We start from the raw sequence: 24,486 nt of genomic DNA on the forward strand, positions 1-24,486 counted from the left end.
GAGACTTTCATGCAAAATAAAGAAGAAAAGTTGCAAAGAAAAGCTGAATACGAATTTAGTATAGGTTTACGTTTGACGCATTGGATAAGGGCTATTGCTATAGTGCTTTTAATTGGTACGGGGTATTACCTTTCTTATGTATTTCAAAGCCCTATTAGCGGTGCAGAGCCTGTTAATTTCATGCAAGCAAAATACCGTTTAGTCCATCAAGCATTAGGTTTTGTTTTGATTGCTTGTATTATTTTTAAAATATATTTATTTTTTTGTGATAAGCTAAGTGCTAAAGAACGCGTAAGTGTATGGGATGTTTTTAATATTAAATTGTGCATACAACAGATTAAATTTTATCTTTTTTTAGCTAAGCATCCTCATCATAAAGGGGTTTATAATCCTTTACAATTTGTAACTTATTTCTTTTTTTATCTTGTGATGTTAGGTATTATTTTAACAGGGCTTATTCTTTATACTCATACTTATCACGAAGGTTTAGGTGGAATTTTATATGCTATTTTAAGACCTCTTGAAGCAGCTATGGGTGGTTTAGCTGATGTAAGAACTTATCATAGAATTTTAATGTGGGTTATTATAGTTTTTGTACCAGTACATATTTATATGGCTATTTTTAATGCTATAAAAAATAAAGATGGCGGCGTAGATGCTATTATTAGTGGGTATAAATTTCTTAAAGAAGAAAAGCATTGAAATTTTTAGTTCTTGGAATAGGCAATATTATGTTTGCAGATGAAGGCTTAGGTGTTCATCTTTGCAAACAAATTCAAAAAAACTATAAATTTACGCATCCGAGTTTTGATTTAGACTTTGTTGATGGGGGAACTTTGGCTTTGCAATTAAGTTATATTATAGCTAAATACGATAAGCTTATAGTTTTAGACTGTCTTGAAGCAGATGGAGCAAGTATAGGGGATGTGTTTTTTTTTCCTTATGATGCTATGCCTAAAAAAATTACTTGGAGTGGAAGTGCGCATGAAATAGAAATGCTTCAAACTCTTCAGTATATGGAACTTCTTGGAGATTTGCCAAAAACCCATATTTTAGCTTGTGTACCAAAACGTATAGAGGCTATGAGTTTTAAACTTTCAGAGCAAATCATTAAAGGTGCTAGTGTTATGGAGAAAACTTTACTTGATTTTTTAAGCAAAGAGGGTTTTTCTTATGAAAAGATAGCTGATTTTTCCTTGCAAGAATTAGCAGATATTTCTTATAAAAATGATTAAATTTTAGTTCTAAAATTCATAGCTTTATTTAAAGAAACTAAGTCTACATTTTCTAAGTTAACTCCACTAGGAATTCCTTGGGCGATTTTGCTAAATGATAAATTTAAATTTTTAAATTGTTCTTCTATGAAAAATATAGTTGCATCAGAGTTAATATTAGGAGTTAGAGCAAAAATAAGTTCTATGATATTAAGATTAAGGATGATTTGTCTAAGCTTTTCAAGTTTTTTTTCATTTAACTCATCTAAAACAAAATAAAGTCCATTATAACTTTTGCTTTCTTCAAGGGTTAATACATCTTTTGGACTTTCAACTATACATAAAATATTTTTATTTCTTTCTTCATCTGTGCAAATTTCACACAATTCATTTTCACTTAAAGCTCCGCATTGTTCGCAAAGTTTTGTAAAACGTAGAGCATTTTCTATATTATGAGCTAATTTTATGCCATGGTTTTGGTTTTTTATACAAATATGATAAGCAAGTCTTATAGCAGTTTTTTTACCTATGGTAGGTAAATTTGCAAAACTTTCAATAAGTTCATTAAATTTTTCTAAACCCTGATTTGCCATTATTTTTCTTTAGCTCCAAAGAAAATTTTAAAACAATGCTTACCTTCATCATAAAAATAAATTAAATCAAAATCATGCAATTTGCATACTTCTGAAACTATATAAAGTCCTAGCCCCATACCTTTAACTTGAGTGTGTTTTTCTCGGGTGAAGGCTTCAAGATAGTGTTCTATAGGTTCTGCTAAAGGTTTTCCTAGATTTTTAACTATAAAACATTCTTTACAACAAAAGAGTTCACAAATACCATTATGTGAGTATTTTAATGCATTATCAATAAGATTTTTTAAGATAATAGAAAAAATTTCTGTATCAACATTAATAAGAGCATCATATTTTAAATCAACTTTTACGATTTTATTAAAATCATCTCTCATAAGATGTTCTTTAGTTTCTTGGAGAATAGCACTAAAACGAATAGGTTTAAAGTGTAAATTATAATTTTTGGAAAATAAATTTTCTATTTTAGCAATTTCATTGATTAAAGAATCCATACGCAAAAATATATTAATTAAGCGTTCTTTTTGCCTGTCTTCTTTAATCATTTCAGAGATAATCCTGCCCTTGCCTATAGGGGTTTTAAGTTCATGCATAATGGTGCGTAAAAAAAGTTGCCTTGATTCGATTAATTCTTGATTTTTTTTAAAAGCTTTTTGGAATTCAAAAGCGATTTTACCAATTTCATCTTTTTCATAGTCTAATAAATCAATTTGCTTTCCATTTTCAACTTCTTCAACTTGTTTTTTAAGTTTTTTTAAAGGTTCTAAAGATCTTAATACAGAAAAATACATAAATACTATTAATAAAGAAAAGGCAAAAAAACCTACTAATAAAAGATTATGGATAGGATTGGTTGTATTTGTTTGGTATAAAGCATTAAAATCTTTACATTTAAGATCAAAATAAAGATCATTATCATATTTTAAAGAAGAAAAAACACATGATGTTTTATCAGCTTGAAATAAGATTTGAGCTTGGTTTCTTATGGTTTTTATAAGATCTTGATCTTGTATAGAATGAAAACCATTATTATTAAGATAAGTTTGTATTTTAGCATTAGAGATATTGTTTTCATAAAATAAAGATAAATTTTTTATAAGATTTTCTTGTTTTAAACTTTCTTCTTCATTAGCATTTGCTTCTATTTTAAAAAGTACAATAAATAACACGCAAACTAAGAAAATAACGCTAAGTAGAATAATTAATTTGGTATAAATAGAATAATGCTTTATCATCCTATAAGTTTATACCCTATACCTCTAACAGAAAAAATATGTTTAGGAGACTTTGAGCTATCACCTATTTTAACTCTTAAACGACCTATAATAACATCAAGACTTTTAGAATCTTTATCTTTTAAATTCTTACAACGGCTTACTAATTGTTCTCTTGAAATACTATATCCGTGTTGCTGGATAAGATATTCTAAAATTTCATATTCAGCAGGAGTAAGTGTTAGAGCCTTATCTTGATAAGTGATTTCATGTCTTCTTTCATTGATTTTAAAAAGAGAATTAATATTATCATTATTGGTATGTTCGATTCTTTTTGTACGACGAATAAGGCTCATGATTCTTGCATACATTTCTTTTGGATCATAAGGTTTTGGTAAATAATCATCAGCACCAATTTGAAGTCCTACAACTTTATCACTTAGATCACCTCTAGCTGATGAGATAATGATGGGAATATTGCTTTTTTGTCTGATTTCTCTACAAACTTCAAGACCATCAATTCCTGGTAGGGTTAAATCTAAAATTAAACAGCCATATCCTTGAACACCTACATTTAAAGCAGTTTTAGGATCTTCAAAATTTGTGATTTTAATATTAAATTGAGCCAAGTACTCAGATAATAATTGTGCAAAATCAGGATTATCTTCTATCATTAACACATTAATCATTTTGTTATCCTTAAAATAAAATTTTTATGTAAGCTTTATAATCTTTACATAATTTTATTTAAAATTTGATAAATTATTGATTATATTTTTGCTAAAATTATATTTCTGAATTTTTGAAATGAAAATTCTCATCAATTTTTTAACTTTTAAAGGAATAATGTGGAAATAAATTATTATGAAATTTTAGAGATTACGCAAAGCGCTGATAAAGAAACTATAAAAAAAGCTTATAGAAAAATGGCTTTACAATATCATCCTGATAGAAATCAAGGTGATAAAGAAGCTGAAGATAAATTTAAATTAGTCAATGAAGCTTATGAGGTTTTAAGCAATGATGAAAAGCGTGCTATTTATGATAGATATGGAAAAGATGCTTTAAAAAATGGTGGATTTTCTAGCAATTCAGGTTTTGGCGGTTTTGAAGATTTGGGAGATTTATTTTCTAGTTTTTTTGGAGAGGGTTTTGGCGCTTCATCACGCCGTAGAAAAAATTCACACGATGAAAAAATTCCTTCAGATTTTGTAATGAATTTAAAATTGAGTTTTAAAGAAGCCATTTTTGGTTGTAAAAAAAATATAGAATTTACTTATAAAAGTTCTTGTAAGACTTGCAATGGAACAGGGGCTAAAGAAGGAAAAACTCAAACTTGTCCAAAATGTAAAGGTAGGGGTCAAGTTGGTATTTCTCAAGGTTTTATTACTTTTGCTCAAACTTGTCCTGATTGTCAAGGAAGTGGGGAGAAAATTACTCAAAAATGTGAAACTTGTAAGGGTTTAGCTTATAGTGAAGTTAAAGATAGTATAGAGCTTAATATACCTGAGGGTGTGGATACGGGCATGAAACTTCGTGTAAATAATAAAGGCAATATTCTTAAAAACGGCACTAGGGGTGATATGTATGTTAAGATTATAGCTAGTGAAGATGAAACTTTTATAAGAGATGGTGAAGATATTTATATAGAATTTCCTGTGTTTTTCACTCAAGCTATTTTAGGACAAAGTATTAAAGTTCCCACCATACGCGGAGAAGCGCTTTTAACTTTGCCAAAAGGGGTTAAAGATGGGCAAAGATTTGTGCTTGAAAAAGAAGGAGTAAAAGATATACACAGTTCTCGCAAAGGCAATCAAATCGTTCAAATTGCTATTAAATTTCCTAATACTTTAAATGAAGAACAAAAAGAACTTTTAGAAAAGCTTAGTGAAAGTTTTGGTATAAAAGATGGTATGCATCAAGAACAAAAAGGGCTTTTTGAAAAAATCACTCAGTGGTTTAAGTCTTAAGATTTTGATGAAATAAATTGATAAAAAGCGGGTTAATCCCGCTTTGATTTTAGAATTTGTAAAGAGCTTGAAGTCTTACAGCGTCTTTATGAGTATCTTTTGGATCTGTATCAACATTTACATAAGAATAAAATGCTGAGAAGTTAAGTTTTGGAGAGTATTTATAATTTACTCTAGCAACAGCTTCTAATTTTTTACCACCTGTATTATCAAAAGTTTTTGTTCCTCCATATATGAAGTCACCACCTACGCGAACAGTTTCATTAAAAGTATAACCAGCTGTTACATAACCATAAGTATTTCTACCTAAGTCTCCATTTAGTCTAGATCCTTGGGTATAGAAAATTTCTTCACCTGGTAAATCAAGATTACCTTGATCTTCTATAGTGGTTACTGTGGTTTTATCTTTGTCACCATAGTATAAACCACCTAAGCTTGCATCCCAAGCATTAAATTCAATAGAGCCTTTTAAAGCAAAGAAATTGCCATTTGCTGCTTTGTTATTTAAGAGATCTTTAAGTTTATTATCTAAAGAATTTCCTAAATAGGTTCCTTGGATATTCCAATTGATCCCATCAAAAATAGTTGTGCTATAAGCTAGGTCTAAAGCATATAAGAAAGCATTATCACTCATATAAGCTAACCATAATTGAGAATCAAATTGTCCACCTAAGAGTTCATAAGAACTAATAGCTGCAGCACCATAAAGGTTTTTATCCCAATTTAAAACAGGGCTAATATCACTATCTCCATTAGCATTACCTCTATCAACTATTGAAACTTGTGTACCACCATTATTTCCTGAGGAAGCAACTGTATCTGGTATTTGCTCATTAAAGCTATCTATTGCAAAAGCAGCTAGGGTTAAACCATCTATGCTGTTATTTACTGCTTTAATACCTGTTCCAACTAAACCATCAACACCATTATCAGTCCAAATGGTATTGAGTTGTTGTTTACCTGCAATGATATTTGTATTAGTATCTTCATTTGTATAAGTTAAGTATAATTGGCGTACGTTTAGAGTATTGCTTGTATTAGCTACGCTATCTTCACCATAACCGCCATCTGTTGAGCTATAGTCAAATTGGATAAAAGCTTTGAAATTATCAGCTATAGCGCTGCTTAAATTGATTTGTGCTCTGTATTTGTGAGCTTGTTTGCCAGACATACCATAGAAATAGTCTTCACCACTCCAAGCATTGGCTGTGTCGTAGCGGTATCTTAATACCCCAGATACATCAATATCTTTGATTACTTCTTCAAGTGAGCTAGCATTTGCCAATGAAAAAGTACTTGCAGCAAGAGCTGCTACTAAACTAAGTTTAACTAGTTTCATGAGAATTCTCCTTGTTATTAAATTAATAAAACATCGTAATTGTAGCACATAAATTTGGAGTTTTTTCTTAAGAGGTACTTAAAATATTAAAAAACTTGAGTTTTGAAGGTGTTGTATCCTAGATAAAAGCCCAACTTAAGGGACTTAAGTTGGGTGTATAATTTTAAGGAGTTTTTCTTATGAATGTTTTATTTGGTAAATGAAGTATAAGTTCAAAAAGTAAATGGGAAGTAATTTGTTTTGATTTAGGATTTTATTTTTGGAAAAAGTTGAGTAAATTTTTGCAAGCTAAAGATAAAATTTGATAAGTTTCATCAAAATTCCCACTATACCAAGGATCAGGTACTTCATCATAAGCTAATTCAGGGGTAAAATCAGTAATTTTTAATATTTTATTTTGAGTATTGATAAAATTTTTTTGAACATATTTAAAATTAGCCTGATCCATGGTGATTAAAAAATCACTTTCATCGCAAAGTTTTTGAGTGAGTGGTTTACTTTTAAAAGCTTGATGGGGTATATTAGCTTTGATGAGTTTGTTTTGAGTTTTATGGTGCATACATTCTCCTTGATGTTGTTTTGAAGTTCCTGCACTTGTGATGAAAAAATCTTTTTCTAATTTAGCTTTTTGAAGAAGATCTTTCATGATAAATTCAGCCATGGGTGAGCGGCATATATTACCTAGGCAAATAAAGCATATTTTTTTCATGATTTTTCCTTGATTTAAAATACATATCATATAATATTTTTTTAAATTTAATAAGATATATTTTATTTAAAAAATATTTATTACTTAATTTTTGTAATATAAAGTATTTTTAAAAAATACTTTATATTAAATGTATAATGAATTTATAATTAAGATGATTCTAAATAGTCTTTAAGTATTTTATAATTTTCTAAAAGCCTCTCAAAAGAAAAATTTAAATTCGCAGGAGAGCTTGAAGGAAGGGATGTAGCTTGTAAATGAGGATGGAATTTTTGAAAGAATTTATAAGCACTTTGTCCTGTGGTGAAAATGGCTTTAATTTTTGCTTGTTTTAAAATGAGATTTAAATCATTTGCCTTTGCATAACTTATGGTTTTATCATCTGATTTTTTGATTTTACAACTAGCTAAGACATCCCAAAGTGCTATGTTTTTTTCTTTTAAGAATTGTTTTTGTTTGGTGATATTGTCTAATTTTACATGAAAAAGACTTTCTAGTAAGGGCCAAAAACGATTTCTTGGGTGTTGGTAATAAAAACCATCTTGTCTAGATTTTATAGAAGGAAAGGATCCTAAAATAAGAATTTTAGAATCTTTGTTAAAAAAAGGTTTAAAAGGATGGTTTAAAAAATCATTCATTCACACAAATCCACAGAAATTTTACCCTTTTTTATTTCGCTGATTTTAACTTTTAGGCTTTGGTTTTCTTGTAAGTTTTGATTTTGAGTTTTTGAATGATGCAATAAACCATCAATCCCATTTTTAAGCTCTACAAAGCACCCAAAAGAAGTGATTTTTTTAATAATGCCTTGGTATTCTTGTCCGAGTTCAAAATCTGATAGATCTTTGTCTTTGGTATTTTTTTTATTTGCTTTGCAAGAGGTAAGATTTAAAATATAATTTTTTGCTGCTTGTATTTGTTCATTGTTACTGCTTGTAATTTTTACTTCACCTTTTTCGCGGTCTAAGTCTATGCAAACTTCAAACTTATCTATGATTTCTTTTATGGTTTTTCCTCCTTGGCCTATAATATCAACGATTTTTGAAGGATCTACTTTAAAAAGTTCAAGTTTTGGTATGATTTCTTCATTGACTATGATGTTTTTAGCAGCTTCTTCCATGATATTTAAAATATGTATTCTTGCTTCTTTAGCTTGATAAAGGGCTGCTTTTAGTATTTCTTGGGTGATTCCACCTAATTTTATATCCATTTGTAAAGCAGTAATACCATCTTTACTTCCAGCAACTTTAAAATCCATATCTCCATCATGATCTTCAAGTCCCATGATATCTGTTAAGATGGCGTATTGATTTTCTTCAAAGATGAGTCCCATGGCTACACCTGCTATAAGTTTTAAACTAGGAATGCCTGCAGCTTTTAAGGCTAAAGATCCTCCACAAACTGTTGCCATAGAACTTGATCCATTGCTTTCTAAGATTTCACTTACTAAACGTATGACATAAGGATAGTTTTCATCTATGCTTGGATGTAGTGCTCTTTTGGCTAAATTGCCATGCCCTAATTCTCTTCTTCCAGGTGCTTTAATCATACTAGCTTCACCTACTGAAAAACCAGGAAAATTATAATTTACCATAAAGCGTTCACTAATAGGGTTTTTTTCTGTAAGCAAGTCTATCATTTGTGCATCATTTTCTGTGCCTAGGGTAGTTACTACTAAAGCTTGGGTTTGTCCACGTGTAAAAAGACAAGATCCATGTGTATTAGGTAAGATATTGGTTTCTATGCTTATAGGACGTACTTCATTTAAGGCTCTATTATCAGCTCTTTTTCTTTCGTTTAAAATTTGAGATCGAATGATTTTGCGTTTGATTTTATTGAGGGCATTTAAAATTTTTTCTTCATCCCATGTTTTGGCAATATCAAGTTCTAAAATATTTTTAGCAATTTTATCTAAGTGGCTTGTTCTTTCACTTTTTGCCATTTGATTGATGGCATTTTTGATTTCTTTTTCGAAATTTTTTTCTATAAAGGTTAAAATTTCAGGATATTCATCTGGGGTTTTTAATGCGATTTGAGAAGATTTTTTGTGTTTGCTAAAGGTTTTTTCATAAGCATGAGATCCATTGGATATGGCTTGTTGGGCTAAATTTAAGGCTTGTAAGATTTCATCTTCGCTTAATTCGTTCATCTCTTGCGTAGAAGTTTGATCTGTGAGATTGTTAAGATCTTGATTTTCTTTTTGCTTGGCTAAAGATCTCATTTCTATCATTAAAAGATCATCTTTAAGTCCTGCTACATAAAGATCGAGTGTGGAATTTTTAAATTCTTCATTGTTAGGATTAAGGACTAAATTGCCATTAATTTTACCTATGCGAACACCACATACTGGAGCTTTTATAGGAATATCGCTAAGATAAAGTGCTATGCTTGCAGCATTTAAGCTCATAACTTGTAAATCTTGTTTAGGATCAGCAGAAAGAACCATAACTACAATTTGTGTTGGATAAGCATAGCCTTTTGGAAAAAGAGGGCGTAAGCTTCTATCTATAATGCGTGCTGTTAATGTTTCTATATCGCTAGGTTTGGTTTCTCTTTTGATATAGCCTCCTGGAATTTTTCCTGCAGCATAGCTTTTTTCGATATATTGTACTGTTAAGGGTAAAAAGTCCTCTTCTACTTGTTTTTCTTCTCTTGCAAGTGTAGCTAAAATAACGCTTTTACCTTGTCTCATTAAAACAGCACCAGAGGCTTGTTTTGCAACTTTGTTTATATCAAACACTTCTATATTTTGATTAATTTCTATGCTATATTGCATGGTTTGTCCTTTTTTTCCAGATAGTAAATTGGTAAAATTTTTAAAAATATTGAGCAAATTTTATCCTTTTAAATTTTATTTTCGCTTTCTGCTATAGAAAAGTCATATTTTACACCTCCTAAAGGATAGAAGTTAAAAATAAAATAAATCCCACTTTGGTTTTTAGCTGTAATACCACCACTAGTTAGTTGAGGATCTATTCTTTCTCTATACATTAAAGAATAATTCCAACATTTTCTTTGATAAGTATAGCCTAATTCCCACATATTTGCATGAGCTCTTTGAGTATCAAACCAAATACCACTAAATAGATTATAATTAGGTGTAAGAATGTAATTTGCTCGTGTGCCAATAAAACTGTATTTTCCATATTCATCATTTTGATAAGCATGAGAGAACATCCAGTTAAATTGAGAATTTAATTTTGTTTCTATTTGGCTTATGATATTAGTGAAACGATTTTGTTTGTAAGAATAAAGGATTTCACTATTAAAATTAGTATTTTCATTAAAATAATAAGTTAAAAGATTTTCTAATTCATTAAATTGTTTTTCTTTATTTAGATAATCAAGAGCAATAGTATGTTTGATTTTTTTTTGTCCTTGAGTATCATAAAAATACTGTACAGCATAAAGATTAGTATGTTCGTTTTCTTTTTTATACTGTTTAAGATAATCTTGAGTGATTTGACCTGATTTTCCTCCAGGTAAGACGTAATTTATGCCTAAATTTAAAGTATGAAAGAAAGTATTATAAGCTTTAGAAAGATCTGTATAAATGTTAAAATCATGGATGTTTGCATAATAATGTTCGTGATTTTTTTCTGGATCATTGGTATAATTTACAAAAGAAGCATAAAATCTTTCTGTGAAAGTAAAATGCAAGAAACCTTCAAAAAAAGCATTATGATAAGATATAGGCAAATCTAAATTTAATTCATTTGCATAAGAGCCAGAGGGGCGATAAAAATTATGAAATGAAGCATCAAAAGAATACCTTAAACGTTCATCAAAAAGATTGTTTAAGAACCTATGGTATTGAAAGCTAGGATATTCTTGTAAGGTGGTGTTATTATTGAGTTTTGAAGTATCAATATAATATTTTGCATAAGCCCCATAAAAATTGTTTTCATCGGCTAAAAAATAATTGATTTTAGAGCTTACAAGTGAATTAAGATCACGATAATCTCTGCTTCTAAGATTTAAATAATCTACATCATTAAGATAGGTTGCATCTATCCATAAACCTTCTTGAAAATTATCGCTTAATAAAGATTTGATTAAATTATCTCTTGAGTATTTTAATTCCACTCCATAATGGGTTTGATTTTTTAAATTTTCATCACGATAATAAGAGGTGTTTTCCCTAAAGGTACCAAAATTTAATTCTCCTGTTGAATAAGTAGAATCAAGAAATCTTAAAGTTGAGTAAAGCGCAAAACCACGATTTGTCCTAATTTGGGGATTAAGTTCTAAGTCCCAATTTTCATGAGTGGCTATATAAATGGGCTGTTCATAATATAAGCCTTCGCTACTTTTTAAAACGATTTTGGGGATTAAAAGACCGCTTTTTCTGTGAGTATCGGCACTAAAACCAAAATAAGGAAGATAAAAAACAGGGGTATTTTTTACATATAATTTTGCATTGTATAAGTGTACAAAATTGCTTTCTCTATTAAGCCAGCCTTCTGAAAAACGGATTTCCCAATCAGGATCTTCAACATTACAACTTGAAACAGCTGAAATTTTACTTTTGAAAATCTTATTATTTAACTGACTTTGTTTGCTTTGAAACCATACTTCAAGATTATTGTTAGCAAAAAAGAAATTACGAAAATGAGCTTGATTAGAATTTAAATTGATTTTAGCATAATCAGAATGAGATCTTTCATTTTGTCCTCTTAGTATATTTACATCATCAAAGAGTTCAAGATCTCCTGTTTTTTCATTGTAAATAGCTTTTTTAGCAGTGATAAAATAAAAATCAGAAAAAATAACAACATCATCATTTGCAACTAATATATCACCTTCTTTTTTAGCATCAAGGGCATAAATGTCAATTTGTGCTGCATGTAAACTTATACTAGCAGCTAAAAATAAAGTTAATTTAGCCCACATCAACTACTATTGTCCTTGCTAAATAATCCTCCCAGCTTTTGCGTAAATTATTGCTTAAAGCCCAAGCAAATCCAAGCATGAAAACCATAGCACTAACTTGTCTTATTGCAGATCTAATGCAACTTTGAATGAGATTAGGTTTATCTAAAAGATTTTCATCTAAGATGATGATCTTGCATACTATTTTTCCTAAACTTGCGCCATAAAGATAGGTGAAAATGGTTTGATAGCTAAAATGAAGCAAAATCAAACCAAGATAAAAATTACCTATAATTTGAGTTGTTTCAAGTATATCTTTTGCTTGCATTAAACGATCATAAAAAATGATAAATATGATTAAAGAAATAATCATATCGTCAATTAAAAAGGCTAAGACTCTTTTTGTAAAACTTGCTATTTTTAGGTTTTCGCGCTCTAAACGTTCTTGTAAATTTTCTCTCATTTAAGAACCTGGTGTGCGATATCTTTTCTAAATTGTTTGCCTTGAAAATTGACATTATCGCAAAGTTTATAAGCATTTTCTTGTGCTTCTTGAATGCTTTTGCCTGTTCCAACACAAACTAAAACTCTTCCTCCATCAGCCATTAATTTACCATCTTCTAAACTTACTCCTGCATAAGAAATATGCGTATTTTTAGGGATATCTTTAATGGTAATTTCACTTTTTGGTGAATGAGCATAAGGATAATTTTGGCTTGCACATACAACACCTACTGCGTATTCTTTTTTGATTTTGACTTTTGTATGTTTTAAACGTTTTTGAGTAGCAGCTAAGATTAATTCTAGGGGATTTTCAATTAAAGGCATTAAGACTTCGCATTCTGGATCCCCAAAACGTACATTAAATTCTAAAACATAAGGTTTATTGCCAACTATCATAGCACCTATAAATAAAACGCCACAAAATTCAGCACCTTCTTTTTTCATTCCTGCTAAGGTTGGTAAAATAATATCTTTTTGAACTTTTCTAAGCAAACTTTCATTTGCTAAAGAACTAGGCGCATAAGCACCCATGCCACCAGTGTTTGGTCCTTGATCGTTATCGAGTAATTTTTTATGATCTTGGGCTACAGGAAGCAAGATAAAATCATTACCATCGCAAATTGCAAAGATACTTAATTCAAATCCGTCTAAAAATTCTTCAATTACAACAAGTTTTCCTGCATCACCAAAACTTTCACCACTAAGCATTTGAGCTGTTTGTTTTATAGCTTGTTCGTGGGTTTTGGCTATGATTACACCTTTTCCTGCGCAAAGTCCATCAGCTTTTACTACAATGGGTGGGGTTAGACTATATATAAAAGTTTTTGCTTTTTCTAGATCGTTTGTATTTAAAAATTTAGCGGTTTTAATACGATATTTTTTAAGAAAACTTTTCATAAAAGACTTTGAAGTTTCAAGCATTGCAGCGGCCTTACTTGGACCAAAAATAGCAAGTTTTTGTTGTTTAAAAATATCTACAATACCTTCGGCTAAAAAGCTTTCACTTCCTACAATACAAAGATCAAAATTTTTTTCTTTTGCATAAGTTGCTAAAACTACTGGATCTTTCAAGTTTAAATTAGTTCCAAGACTTTTAGTAGCGCCATTACCTGGAGCAAAATAAAATTCTAAATTTTCATCCACTCTTTTTAAGGCTAAAGCAATAGAATATTCTCTTGCACCGCTACCTAAAATCATTATTTTCATTATATATCTCCTTTATAAACCCAAACAGCCGTTTTGATAAAGTCCGACTCCAAAAAGTCAAAAAAACCACTAGGCAATTTTTAAAGGCTGCAACTTCTCGCTTTTTTCAAAGCTCAAACGATGCCACAGAACACGGTAAATCGCACAATCGTAGTTAGAAAAATGTGTTGAATCGCTTTAATTTACGCACTGTTTAGGCTTTAAAATTATAGCTTAGTTTAGCTTAATTTTCCATGTTCTAAATTATTTTAAATTTCGTTTTTCCTGATTTGTCAAAATGTTTTCCTTCTAAAATAATATCAGCAACACTTGCCCAAACATGTTTTTCATTAATATAGACTACGCTAAAGGTATTATCACGCATTAAGGATTGATAATTTACTTTTTTGGGTGCGTATTTGACTAAATAATAAGGATTTTGAGAAAAATTCTCAATTTTTAGTTTGCAAAGTAAGTTTAAATCTGAGCTTACCACTAAAAATTTTTTTCTTTGTTCTTTAGTGATTTTTTGGATATATAATAAAAGTTTTTGATCAAAAGGATTTAAAGCAGCTTTATTTAAACGACTTAAATAATGTTCTGCAAAAGAAATAGAGCAAAAAGAATTTTCTATATTACTCATGGTAAAATACGAATTTTTTACCCCTGAAGATTTTAAAGATAAACGCCAAATTTTCATATCCATGATTGTGGCGCATAAATTTAAACCTGTAATAATTTTTTTAAAAAGTTTTTCACGCGATAATTTAAAAGCATTTTCAAAGATACTATAATTTTTCTTATAAAAATCATCTCGTATGGTATCAAGTCTTTTAAGGCTTGTTTCATAATATTGGGCTTCTTTTTGTAATTTAGCTAGTTTTTCTTGACGTATTTTAAGTTTTTGAGGGTCTGTGTTGTTAGCATTGCTTTTAAGATTAATTTCAGATTGCAAGGTTTTTATTTGTGTTTGAAGAGAAGCTAGACGATTTTTTCTAGTATCTATGGTTGCTATTAGAGCTTGATAATGACATTGTAAAGATAAAAAAGTTTCATTGAAAATTTTAGTGATATTAGGTTTTTGATCAGAAGCCATTTGTTTGTATGAATTTTCTAAATGCATCATAATGCTTTTTAAAGCGCTAAATTGAGTTTGATCTATGCTATTATCCATAAAAATTAAGGTATCATAAGCTTTAAATAAAAATCTTTTGAGTATGAGATAATCTAATATGCAAGGGATTTCTTTTTCGTCTTCAAGATTGTTTTGTAGTGTTTCTACAGATAAAATTTCATGGGCAAAATGTTTTTGTATAGCTTGAGGTATGGTTAGAGAAAGAGGAATTTTTTCTATATTATCAAAGTCTGTACTTCTATATAATTCTGTTATGTAAGCACTTCTTCTTGAATGCTGTAAATCTTCTAATTCATCATCATCATTTGTTTTCCAAAAATCATGTTCTGTGATAAAATCCCCTTCTTTAAATTCTTGAAATTTCGAAGGTTTTATACTGCTTATGGTTTTACTTGTTTGTGCAAGTTTGTCACCTTCTTTTTTTTCATTTGTAAAAGTTCTAAATTCTACAAGCATACCTACACTAGGCATGCTTTTTTTATCATTCCAAATTTGACGGTTAAAATCAAAAAAGGTATTAGCGCTATTAACTACAGTCCCGCGTCCTGTAGAGTCCATATAAATAGCTATTTTTCCATGCATACTTTCTCCTCGCTTTAATTTTAATCAATTATTCCCATTCTATTGTTGCAGGGGGTTTGCTTGAAATATCATAAACAACGCGGTTAATTCCTTCAACTTCGTTAATAATTCTACGTGAAATATTTTCTAAAATTTCATAAGGAAGATGAGAAAAACTTGCAGTCATTCCATCGCTTGCATCTACAACACGTATACAAATTGCATTATCATAGGTACGATTATCCCCCATAACGCCGACGCTTTTTACATTTAAAAGTACGCAAAACGCTTGCCAGGTTTTATCATACCAGCCTGTGCTTTTAAGTTCTTGAAGTAAAATAAGATCAGCTTTGCGTAATAAATCTAGGCTTGAGTGATTAACTTCACCCATAATGCGTATAGCAAGACCAGGACCAGGAAAAGGGTGACGGTAAACAAGTTCTTTATTAAGCCCTAATTCTAATCCTAAAATACGTACCTCATCTTTAAAAATTTCTTTTAAGGGTTCAATGAGTTTAAGATTCATTTTTTCTGGTAAACCACCTACATTATGATGGCTTTTAATGGTTTTACTAGCTCCTATAACAGAGCTTTCTATAATATCTGTGTATAAAGTACCTTGAGCTAAGTATTTCACATCTTTGTGTTTTTTTGCTTCTTCTTCAAAAACCTCTATAAAGGTATTTCCTATAATCTTTCTTTTTTGTTCAGGATCAAGTATATTTTTAAGACGCTTTAAAAAAATTTCACTTGCATCTATGCTGATGAGATCTATACCTAAAGTGTTTTTAAACATAAATTCAACTTGTTCTTTTTCTCCACTTCTTAAAAGTCCATTGTCTACAAAAACAACAATAACTTGTTCTTTTATGGCATTAGCTAAAAGTGCTGCAACCACACTACTATCAACCCCACCACTTACAGCACAAAGTACTTTATTGTTTTTTACTTCTTGACGGATTTTCTCTATTTGGGTTTTTGCAAAAGACCCCATATTCCAAACACTTTCACAATTGCAAGCGTATTTGGCAAAATTTTTTAAAATATTTTTACCAAATTCACTGTGTTGGACTTCAGGATGAAATTGTAAGGCAAAGAATTTCTTTTTTTCATTGCCAAAAACACAAAAAGGGCTGTTTTCACTTATAGCTAAAACTTCAAAATCTTGCGGTAAATTTTCTACCTTATCAGAATGACTCATCCAAACAGTTTGTCTTTTAGGAAGATTTTTAAATAAATCACTATCTTTTTTAATTTCTATAGTGGCTTTACCGTATTCTTTATGTCCTGCAGGGGCTACTGTAGCTTTGTAATGGTGTGCCATGAGTTGCATGCCATAACAAATTCCAAGAATAGGTAAACCTAGATCAAATATATTTTTATCGCAAAAATAAGCATCTGTTGCGTAAACACTTGCAGGACCCCCGCTTAAAATAATACCTTTTGGTTCTTTTATCTTAATATCAGCTAAACTTACATTAAAAGGAAGAATTTCAGCATAAACACCTTGTTCTCTTAAGCGTCTTGCAATAAGTTGAGTGTATTGAGATCCAAAATCTAAAACTAAAATATCTGCTTTTTTCATTATTTACCACCTATGCAATTGTTCATAATTTTTAATATTTTTTATAGAACCATTTTGTTCATAATTTATATATTGAGGATTGCCTTTATAACCGCAAGCACACAAGAAAATTAAGAAAAGAAATGTTAAAATCATTTTATGAAAAAAATTAATAACATAAAGATGCTTAAAAATACCAGTGCTATTATAAATGAATTGATGAGTAAAGCTCATTATAAACCTTTAAAAACCTTATTTTTTTGTAAAGATTTTTTAAGTTCTTTTCCGCTTGCTAAACAACGTTTAATTGCTCGGATTTATGTAAAAAACTATATTTTATATATAGTAACTTTACATTCAGCAGCTTATCAAGAATTAAATCATGATAATAGCAAAATTTATATTAAATTTCTCATAAAAACATATGGAGAAAAATATCCTTTGAGTGGATTTTCTCATATTAAAGAGATAAAAATTTTCCCTCAAAAATATACTCATGTAAAGCATGAAAAGATTGAAAGCCTTGAAAAACCTTATTTAGAGCTTTCTTGCGCTAAGTTTAAGAATGCTTTTGAAGATCCTAGTTTAAAGCAAAAATTTGAAGAATTAAGAGCGGTTATAAATAAAGGTTTAAATTTTGCTTGAAAATACTTTAGAAAATGAATTAAAAACTCTTCCTAATAGTGCTGGGATATATCAGTATTTTAATAAAGAAGGAAAACTTTTATATATAGGCAAGGCTAAAAATCTTAAAAACCGCATACGTTCTTATTTTGCTTTTACTCCTTCTTTGCATGCTAATCCAAGAAATTCTTTAAGAATTCAAAAAATGATACAAGAGGCTGTGCATTTAGAATTTATTACTACTAATTCAGAAGCTGATGCTTTGATTTTAGAAAATTCTTTTATTAAACAATTGCATCCAAAATATAATATTTTACTAAGAGATGATAAAACTTATCCTTATATTTATGTGGATTTTGATGAAGAATTTCCGCGTTTTGAAATTACTAGAAAATTGGTTAAAAAAAGTAAAATCAAATATTTTGGACCCTTTTTTAAAGGAGCTAGAGAACTTTTGGATGCGCTTTATTTTTATTATCCTTTAAAGCAAAAAGCAAATTGTAAGAGTCCTTGTATTTTTTATCAAATTGGGCGCTGTCTTGCACCTTGTAATCAAGCAATAAGCAAAGAAAAATATCACCAAATTTTAAATGAAGCCGTGCATGCTCTTTTAAATCCTAGTATTTTAATAAAAAATTTAGAACAACAAATGGCTTTTTTAGCGCAAAATGAAAATTATGAAGAAGCAGCTAGAATAAGAGATCAAATTGCTATTATTAAAGAATTAGAACTTAAAGTAGAACTTGATATTGCAAAATTAGAAGATTTTGAGGTTTTTGTTTTAGCTTTTGAAAAATCCATGCTTTCTACTTTACGTTTTGTGGTGCAAAATGGAAAGATTATTAGTGCTAATTCTCAAATTACCCTTGTTAAAAATACTATAGAGTGTGATAAAAATGAAATTTATAAACAGTTTATTTTAGAAAATTTTAGCATAGATATTCCTTTAATATCTAGTACTATTTATGTGTATGAAGAATTTGAAGATAGAATGCTTTTAGAAGAGATTTTAAGTCAAAGATTTAATAAAAAAATTCATATTAAAATTCCAAAAATAGGAGAAAAAAGAAAAATTTGTGATTTAGCTTTTCAAAATGCACTTTTGAATATAAAAAAAGAACAAAAAAATAATGATTTTACTATGCAAGAAGCATTAAAATCCTATTTTGAACTTGAAAATTTACCTCAATGTATAGAAATTTTTGATAATTCTCATTTGCAAGGTGTGGCAAATGTTGGGGTAATGGTGAGTTATAAAATGGGAGTTTGGGATAAATCAAGGTATCGTAAATTTCATTTAAAATATAAAAATGATTATGAACAAATGCGTGAAGTTTTAACGCGTAGGGCTTTAGAATTTGATAAAATGTCGCCCCCTGATTTATGGCTTATAGATGGGGGTAAGGTTTTACTTGATTTAGCAAGAGAAATTATACTAAGTAGCGGGGCTAATGTTGATATTTTAGCTATTTCAAAAGAAAAAATTGATGCAAAGGCTCATAGAGCTAAAGGGGGAGCTAAGGATAAAATTCATTCTATAAAAGGTGAATTTGCTTTAAGTGTTAACGATAAGAAATTACAATTCTTACAAAAACTAAGAGATGAAGCGCACCGTTTTGCTATTAGTTTTCATCAAAATACCAAGAAAAAACAAGATTTATCAAGTTCTAAACTTGTTAATTTAGGACTTAATTCAGGAGTTATACAAAAACTTTTAGCTTATTATGGGAATTTTGAAGCTATACATAAGGCTAATTTTAATGAATTAATGAGTCTTGTAGGTAGAAAAATAGCACAAAAAATAAAGGAAAATTGAATTGTTATTAGCAGGAATAATTTTTATTTTTAATATCATTTTAGCTTATTTAAGTATTGATATTTTAAAATTTAATGATAGTGTAGAACAAATTAAAATAGTTATGTTTATGAGTATTTTTATAATGTCTTTAACCCTTTTTATTATGGCTTTTAAGCAAAAAAAACAAATAATAAAAATACATCAAAAACTTTTTCTTATACATAATAATTTTTTGAATTCTCAAGAAAAATTAAGTATAGATAATGCTCTTGATTTATTGAAAGATAAATTAGAAAATACAATGCAAAATTTAACTAAGATGTCTCATGAAAAAGATAAATATTTGCATTTACTAGAAGAAAATTTATATCAACTTGGGAATATGTTTGATGCAATGCAGTGTTTAGATGAAAATTGTAATAAAAAAATTTACACTTTGATTTTAAATACTTTAAATTTGCAAAAAGAACAAGTAAGATTAGGTTTAAATCAAGCATTAGAATATCGTAAAAGTATTAAAATAAGTATGTATGATAGGGTTTTACAGTTTCAAGCAAGTGTGGCTATAGTTAATGATGATGAACTTGAAACCTTTTTACTTGCGCATTTACTTTCATATTTTGGTATAGAAAGCACTAGTTTTAAAGATTTAAGTTTTGATCTTAATGATTTTCATTTAGTTTTTATTAAAGATAAGATTTTAAGTGAAAATACAAAGAAAAATTATGATTTTATAGTTATGGGGCGTGATAAAAATACTTATTATGAACATTTTTTAACCTTGCCTTTAAAGAAAAAAGAACTTGAGGGTATTTTGCAAAATAAACTTGATAAGCTTTGTACTTTAAAATTTCAAACTCCTTATCAAAATAATGTTTTACTTTTTAAACAAAATGATTTTGATACAAGATTGTTTTTTAATATCATAGAAAAACAATGTGATAAAAATATATGTATTAATTCTTTTAGCCAATTAAAAGAAGAATTAAACCAAAGTTATCGTTTGATTTTGCTAGATTATGAATTGATTAAACTTGATCTTGAGAGAATGAAAAATTTACTTAGTTTGTATAAAAAAGAACATCCTCAAAGTCATATTATTTTTTTTGCTAAAGAAAATGTGAGAGATTTTGATTTTGTTAGTGAGATTTTAAGCGATGTGAGTAAAAATGAACTTGTTGCTTTACTTAAGAAATATTTGCCACAACTTTAAGCTTTATAAAATTTAACTCCTGCTAGATCAAGAATTTTGATTTTTTTTTCCTTGATGAGTTGTTTTAATAAAATTTGAGAACTTTGATCTAATCTTGCTTTTATATCCATTTGACTTTGGGGACGTAAATGAAGCATTTTTAGTAGTTCTTCTTTATTAAAACTTAATGCTTCATTTTGATAGTTTCTTTTGCTTAAAAAAACGGGAGCGCAATCTATAAATTTGGATAATTGCATTAGTTTTTCTTCACTTATAGCTTTTACGGCATAAGATGGGGGTCTATCTATGGTACTTAAATCAATTCTTAAGGGTAGGATTTTTTTAAAAGCTTGATTGAGTGCTTTAAATTCTTCTTCATTGTCATTAAGATCTTTAACAACAAGAGTTTCCATGATTAAATCGCCTTGAAATTGCACTCTAAATTCTGCCATTTTTTCTATCATGGCTTGTAAATCAATATTTTTTAAAGCTTTATCAATACGATAAAAAGTTTTGCAAATAGCACTATCTAGGCTAAATTTTACCACATCTAATCGAAGTAAGCTTTGGAATTTTTTTTCATCTAATACAGCTGTACCATTGCTTAATATGAGTAATTTTTTATTTTTAATAAGTTGACGCAAAGATGAGATTAATTCATCTAAATGTGGATAAAGACTAGGTTCTCCATTGGCAGTAAGGGTAAGAAAATCAAATTCTATGTTTTTTTTAAGTATATTTTGTACTTCTAGTATAATTTGCTCTATACTTATAATTTCATCTTGATTTTCTTGTGGTTTTTTAGGGCTAAGTTCACAATAAACACAATCAAAATTACATTGTTTTTTACTGGGGCTTAAATCTATACCTAAAGATTTTCCAAAACGTCTAGAATTTATAGGACCAAAAAGAATTTTCATTAAGACGAACTTTGCTGCACTAATTTGATAAAATATTTTGCATTTTCAACACTTATATCAGGTAAAATACCATGACCTAGATTAAAAATATGTGCTTTATTGTGCATGATTTTTAAGATATTTTCTACACTTTCTTTAATAGCATTTTTATCATAGAGTCTACAAGGTTCCATATTACCTTGAAGAGTGTATTTATGAGATAGTTTATTACGTGCTAAATCAAGAGGAGTGCTCCAATCTACCCCAAAGACATCAAAATCTCCATCAATTTTATCTAAATATCCACTAATGCCTTTAGGAAATAAAATTACAGGTATATAAGGATATTTATTTTTAATAAAATGAGAAAGTTCTATCATGTAATTAAAAGAAAATTCAAAAAATTTATCGCATTCTAAAGCACTTGCCCAACTATCAAAAATTTGAATTGCATTAGCACCTGCTTTGATTTGCTCTTCTATATAAAGTTTTAAAACTTGAGTAAGTTTGTTTAAAGTTTTGTGCAAGAGTTCTGGATTTTGGTAAAGCATTTTTTTGCATTTTGCATAATTTTTACTTCCTTTACCCTCTATCATATAAGTGGCTATGGTCCAAGGACTTCCGCAAAATCCTATTAAGGCTTTATCTTGAGGTAATTTTTCTCGTGTAAGTTTTAAAGCATCATAAACATAATGTAACTTTTTATGAGCGTTTTGATCATCAAGCTTATTTAAATCTTCTAAATTTGAGATAGTATCACTAAATACAGGTCCTTCGCCTTTTTGAAAATGCAAAGGCATTCCCATTTCAAGCGGAACTACTAAGATATCTGAAAAAATAATTGCTGCATCAACTTCTAAGATATCAACAGGTTGTAAAGAAACTTGTGCTGCTTTTTTATAATCTTTACATAAAGAAAGAAAGTCTCCTGCTTCTTTTCTTACTTGCATATATTCTGGTAAATACCTTCCTGCTTGTCTCATCATCCAAACAGGGGTATAAGGTGTGGGTTTTTTAAAACAAGCGTCAATAAAAATCATTTTTTTCCTTTGTTTTTGAAAAAATTATAACAAAAATTAATAAAAATAAATATATTTATACTTAGGAATTAAGGCTTTATTTTTGAATTTTAATTTATTGTTTTAATTAAAAATTATGTGATTTAAGATAATATTTTTTTAATATAAATGCAATAAAGTTAAAATTAATTTTTGCATATTTAATAGAAATTAAATTGAAGTTTTAATAGGAGATTGCAAGGCAAATTTAGCTGCTTCAAAATAGCTTTTTGTGCTAATTTTGGCATTATTGTAAGCTTTATCAAAAGCTGTGCCATGGTCAACACTTACGCGTAAAATGGGTAAATTTAAACTTACGTTAATGCTTTTGTCAAAATATAAAGCTTTTAAAGGAGCTAAAGCTAGATCGTGATACATAGCTACTAAACGTTTGCATGATTTTAAACTCATTTTTGTAAAAGCTGTATCAGCCACTAAAGGATAAGGTAAATATACACCTTTGCCTTTGAAATTAAAAAGCAATTCGTTTTGTAAATTTTCATCTTTTAAGGCTTTTCTAAAAAAAATTTCATCTTTTTTAGAATATAAAAAGGCATTGACAAAATGAATGGATTTTTGCATGATTTGTTCTTCTTTTCCACCTATAACTCCATAATCTCCTGCATGAGGATTAAAAGCTAAAACGCCAATTTTTTTAAAACCTGTTTGTTGGTAAAAATCTTTTAAAAAGATACTTAATTTTTTAAAAGTGATTTTTTGACTTACTTTAGCTAGGGGTATATGTTCACTAAAAAGTCCTATAAAAAGTTCTTTACAGCCTAACATCATAAGAGCATTTTGTTTAAAAAAGTCTCTTAGGGCATCTGTGTGTCCTTTGTAATTAAGCTTAGCTTCTTCCCAGGCTTTTTTATGTATAGGTAAAGTAAGTAGAGCATGAGCATATTTTTTATAGACAAAATAACTTGCCGCCTTAAAGCTTAAAAAACTATAAAGTCCACTTTTTGCATCTATTTTTCCTGCTTGTATATTAAAATTTTCATCTACTTTTGCACCTAAAGGTAAGCAAAAAGAATACACATGAAGTAGATTATGGCTTTTTTCATATTTAAATTCATAAGTTTTACTGTCTTTAAAGGCTATAATATTTGCATTTAAAAGCTTTAAATTTAAAATTTTTAAAGCTTGCTGGAGTAAGTTTTCGTGGATGAAATAATAAGGTGTGCACAAAGTACTTAGTTTTTCATGAGAACGGATTAAAATTTCAAGTCCTATGCCATTTATATCTCCTATGCTAATAGCTATTTTTTTCATTTTTTAAGCAAGGCTTTCATTTCTAAAATAGCATTTTGCAATCCTGTAAAAATAGATCTTGCTATAATGCTTTGTCCTATATTAAGCTCACAGAGTTCTTTGATTTTTATTATATGTGTGATATTTTTATAATTTAATCCATGTCCTGCAGCAATTTTTAAACCAAGATCTGTACCTTTTTTGGCACAAAATTCTATGTTTTGTAATTCTTTTATAAATTGATTTCGCAAGACTTCTTTGTTTAAGTTTAATTCTTTTAAAGCAAAAGCAGTGTGTGAAATATTGCTAAAAAGTGCATTATATAAATTTGCATAAAGACCTGTATGAAGTTCTACAAATTCGACTTTTAATTCATGAGATTTTTGTATATCTTCTAAATGCGGGTTGATAAAAAGTGAAACTTCAATCCCTGCATTTTGAAGCTTTTGAATACTTTCTTTAAGTTTTGTATGATTTAAATTTAACCCACCTTCTGTAGTTAGTTCTTCTCTTTTTTCAGGCACTAAAGTAACACGATGAGGTTTTAATTTAAGTGCTAGGTTTAAAATTTCATCATTGCAAGCGCATTCTAAATTGACAGGGATTTTACAAAAGCGTATAATATTTTCTAAATCAAAATCTTGAGTGTGGCGACGATCTTCTCTTAAATGTAAAGTAAGTTGATCAGCCCATTGTGCTACGATGAAAGTAGCTTCTAAAAGATCAGGATCATTTACCATTCTAGCTTGTCTTAAAATTGCTATGTGATCAATATTAACACCCAAAAGCATATTTTCCCTTTAGAAC

The 24,486-nt window shown here is 28.9% G+C and carries 22 protein-coding genes; 6 read left to right on the top strand and 16 right to left on the bottom strand.

Features of this window, described 5'->3' with window-relative positions; genetic code table 11:
• The first annotated feature begins 9 nt into the window (after positions 1-9).
• Together cybH and A2J15_RS00700 are read left to right on the top strand one after the other, a co-directional pair.
• Positions 10-702: a Ni/Fe-hydrogenase, b-type cytochrome subunit gene (cybH, locus tag A2J15_RS00695; protein WP_066776138.1), complete on the top strand. Its 693-nt coding sequence runs from the start codon at positions 10-12 to the stop codon at positions 700-702.
• Positions 699-1,235, top strand: a complete 537-nt coding sequence (locus A2J15_RS00700) for a HyaD/HybD family hydrogenase maturation endopeptidase (protein WP_066776142.1) — start codon at positions 699-701, stop codon at positions 1,233-1,235. The genes cybH and A2J15_RS00700 overlap by 4 nt, the downstream gene beginning before the upstream one ends.
• On the opposite strand, the gene recR is transcribed toward A2J15_RS00700, so the two are convergent.
• The 3 genes from recR to A2J15_RS00715 are packed head-to-tail and all read right to left on the bottom strand — an operon-like array spanning position 1,232 to position 3,707.
• Entirely contained in the window at positions 1,232-1,807 is a 576-nt protein-coding gene (gene recR, locus A2J15_RS00705; protein WP_066776146.1) for a recombination mediator RecR, read from the bottom strand. The genes A2J15_RS00700 and recR overlap by 4 nt on opposite strands.
• Positions 1,807-3,039, bottom strand: a complete 1,233-nt coding sequence (locus A2J15_RS00710; protein WP_066776149.1) for an ArsS family sensor histidine kinase — start codon at positions 3,037-3,039, stop codon at positions 1,807-1,809. Before A2J15_RS00710 ends, recR begins: the two co-directional genes overlap by 1 nt.
• Complete coding sequence (locus tag A2J15_RS00715; RefSeq protein ID WP_066776151.1) at positions 3,036-3,707, bottom strand: response regulator transcription factor; 672 nt, start codon at positions 3,705-3,707, stop codon at positions 3,036-3,038. Before A2J15_RS00715 ends, A2J15_RS00710 begins: the two co-directional genes overlap by 4 nt.
• Before the next feature lie 159 nt (positions 3,708-3,866).
• On the opposite strand from A2J15_RS00715, the gene dnaJ reads away from it, so the two are divergent.
• Complete coding sequence (gene dnaJ, locus A2J15_RS00720) at positions 3,867-4,988, top strand: molecular chaperone DnaJ (protein WP_066776154.1); 1,122 nt, start codon at positions 3,867-3,869, stop codon at positions 4,986-4,988.
• Positions 4,989-5,037: 49 nt separating this feature from the next.
• Here the strand turns inward: dnaJ and A2J15_RS00725 are convergent, their stop codons facing one another.
• The 9 genes from A2J15_RS00725 to guaA form a co-directional block, all read right to left on the bottom strand.
• Positions 5,038-6,327, bottom strand: a complete 1,290-nt coding sequence (locus tag A2J15_RS00725; RefSeq protein WP_066776157.1) for a major outer membrane protein — start codon at positions 6,325-6,327, stop codon at positions 5,038-5,040.
• Positions 6,328-6,580: 253 nt separating this feature from the next.
• Positions 6,581-7,036, bottom strand: a complete 456-nt coding sequence (locus tag A2J15_RS00730; RefSeq protein ID WP_066776160.1) for a low molecular weight protein-tyrosine-phosphatase — start codon at positions 7,034-7,036, stop codon at positions 6,581-6,583.
• Between the two features lie 149 nt (positions 7,037-7,185).
• Complete coding sequence (locus A2J15_RS00735; RefSeq protein ID WP_066776163.1) at positions 7,186-7,674, bottom strand: DNA-deoxyinosine glycosylase; 489 nt, start codon at positions 7,672-7,674, stop codon at positions 7,186-7,188.
• Positions 7,671-9,812 (bottom strand): polyribonucleotide nucleotidyltransferase, encoded by a 2,142-nt coding sequence (locus tag A2J15_RS00740; protein ID WP_066776446.1) that lies wholly within the window; start codon positions 9,810-9,812, stop codon positions 7,671-7,673. The genes A2J15_RS00735 and A2J15_RS00740 overlap by 4 nt, the downstream gene beginning before the upstream one ends.
• Positions 9,813-9,880: 68 nt before the next feature.
• A complete protein-coding gene (locus A2J15_RS00745) occupies positions 9,881-11,929 on the bottom strand; it encodes an LPS-assembly protein LptD (RefSeq protein ID WP_066776166.1) in 2,049 nt (682 codons plus the stop codon).
• Positions 11,919-12,371, bottom strand: a complete 453-nt coding sequence (locus A2J15_RS00750; RefSeq protein WP_066776168.1) for an RDD family protein — start codon at positions 12,369-12,371, stop codon at positions 11,919-11,921. The genes A2J15_RS00745 and A2J15_RS00750 overlap by 11 nt, the downstream gene beginning before the upstream one ends.
• On the bottom strand, positions 12,368-13,618 hold the full coding sequence (gene purD / locus A2J15_RS00755) for a phosphoribosylamine--glycine ligase (RefSeq protein WP_066776171.1): 1,251 nt from the start codon (positions 13,616-13,618) through the stop codon (positions 12,368-12,370). The genes A2J15_RS00750 and purD overlap by 4 nt, the downstream gene beginning before the upstream one ends.
• Positions 13,619-13,856: 238 nt before the next feature.
• Positions 13,857-15,314, bottom strand: coding sequence for a GumC domain-containing protein (locus A2J15_RS00760; RefSeq protein WP_066776174.1), 1,458 nt, complete (start codon positions 15,312-15,314; stop codon positions 13,857-13,859).
• Between the two features lie 28 nt (positions 15,315-15,342).
• A complete protein-coding gene (gene guaA, locus A2J15_RS00765) occupies positions 15,343-16,878 on the bottom strand; it encodes a glutamine-hydrolyzing GMP synthase (RefSeq protein WP_066776177.1) in 1,536 nt (511 codons plus the stop codon).
• Between the two features lie 138 nt (positions 16,879-17,016).
• Here guaA and A2J15_RS00775 point away from each other — a divergent pair, with 138 nt between their 5' ends.
• The 3 genes from A2J15_RS00775 to A2J15_RS00785 are packed head-to-tail and all read left to right on the top strand — an operon-like array spanning position 17,017 to position 20,492.
• Positions 17,017-17,502, top strand: a complete 486-nt coding sequence (locus A2J15_RS00775) for a hypothetical protein (protein ID WP_066776180.1) — start codon at positions 17,017-17,019, stop codon at positions 17,500-17,502.
• On the top strand, positions 17,495-19,297 hold the full coding sequence (gene uvrC, locus A2J15_RS00780; RefSeq protein WP_066776183.1) for an excinuclease ABC subunit UvrC: 1,803 nt from the start codon (positions 17,495-17,497) through the stop codon (positions 19,295-19,297). Before A2J15_RS00775 ends, uvrC begins: the two co-directional genes overlap by 8 nt.
• A 1-nt stretch (position 19,298) precedes the next feature.
• A complete protein-coding gene (locus A2J15_RS00785) occupies positions 19,299-20,492 on the top strand; it encodes a hypothetical protein (protein ID WP_066776186.1) in 1,194 nt (397 codons plus the stop codon).
• On the opposite strand, the gene A2J15_RS00790 is transcribed toward A2J15_RS00785, so the two are convergent.
• The 4 genes from A2J15_RS00790 to A2J15_RS00805 form a co-directional block, all read right to left on the bottom strand.
• Entirely contained in the window at positions 20,489-21,391 is a 903-nt protein-coding gene (locus A2J15_RS00790) for a radical SAM protein (RefSeq protein WP_066776189.1), read from the bottom strand. The two genes, A2J15_RS00785 and A2J15_RS00790, sit on opposite strands and share 4 nt — an antisense overlap.
• Positions 21,391-22,410, bottom strand: coding sequence for a uroporphyrinogen decarboxylase (gene hemE, locus A2J15_RS00795; RefSeq protein WP_066776192.1), 1,020 nt, complete (start codon positions 22,408-22,410; stop codon positions 21,391-21,393). The genes A2J15_RS00790 and hemE overlap by 1 nt, the downstream gene beginning before the upstream one ends.
• Positions 22,411-22,599: 189 nt before the next feature.
• On the bottom strand, positions 22,600-23,700 hold the full coding sequence (gene pdxA / locus A2J15_RS00800) for a 4-hydroxythreonine-4-phosphate dehydrogenase (RefSeq protein WP_066776195.1): 1,101 nt from the start codon (positions 23,698-23,700) through the stop codon (positions 22,600-22,602).
• Positions 23,697-24,470, bottom strand: a complete 774-nt coding sequence (locus tag A2J15_RS00805) for a pyridoxine 5'-phosphate synthase (RefSeq protein ID WP_066776202.1) — start codon at positions 24,468-24,470, stop codon at positions 23,697-23,699. Before A2J15_RS00805 ends, pdxA begins: the two co-directional genes overlap by 4 nt.
• Between the last annotated feature and the right edge of the window lie 16 nt (positions 24,471-24,486).

Origin of the sequence: Campylobacter hepaticus (assembly GCF_001687475.2) — a bacterium.
Classification (GTDB): Bacteria; Campylobacterota; Campylobacteria; order Campylobacterales; family Campylobacteraceae; genus Campylobacter_D; species Campylobacter_D hepaticus.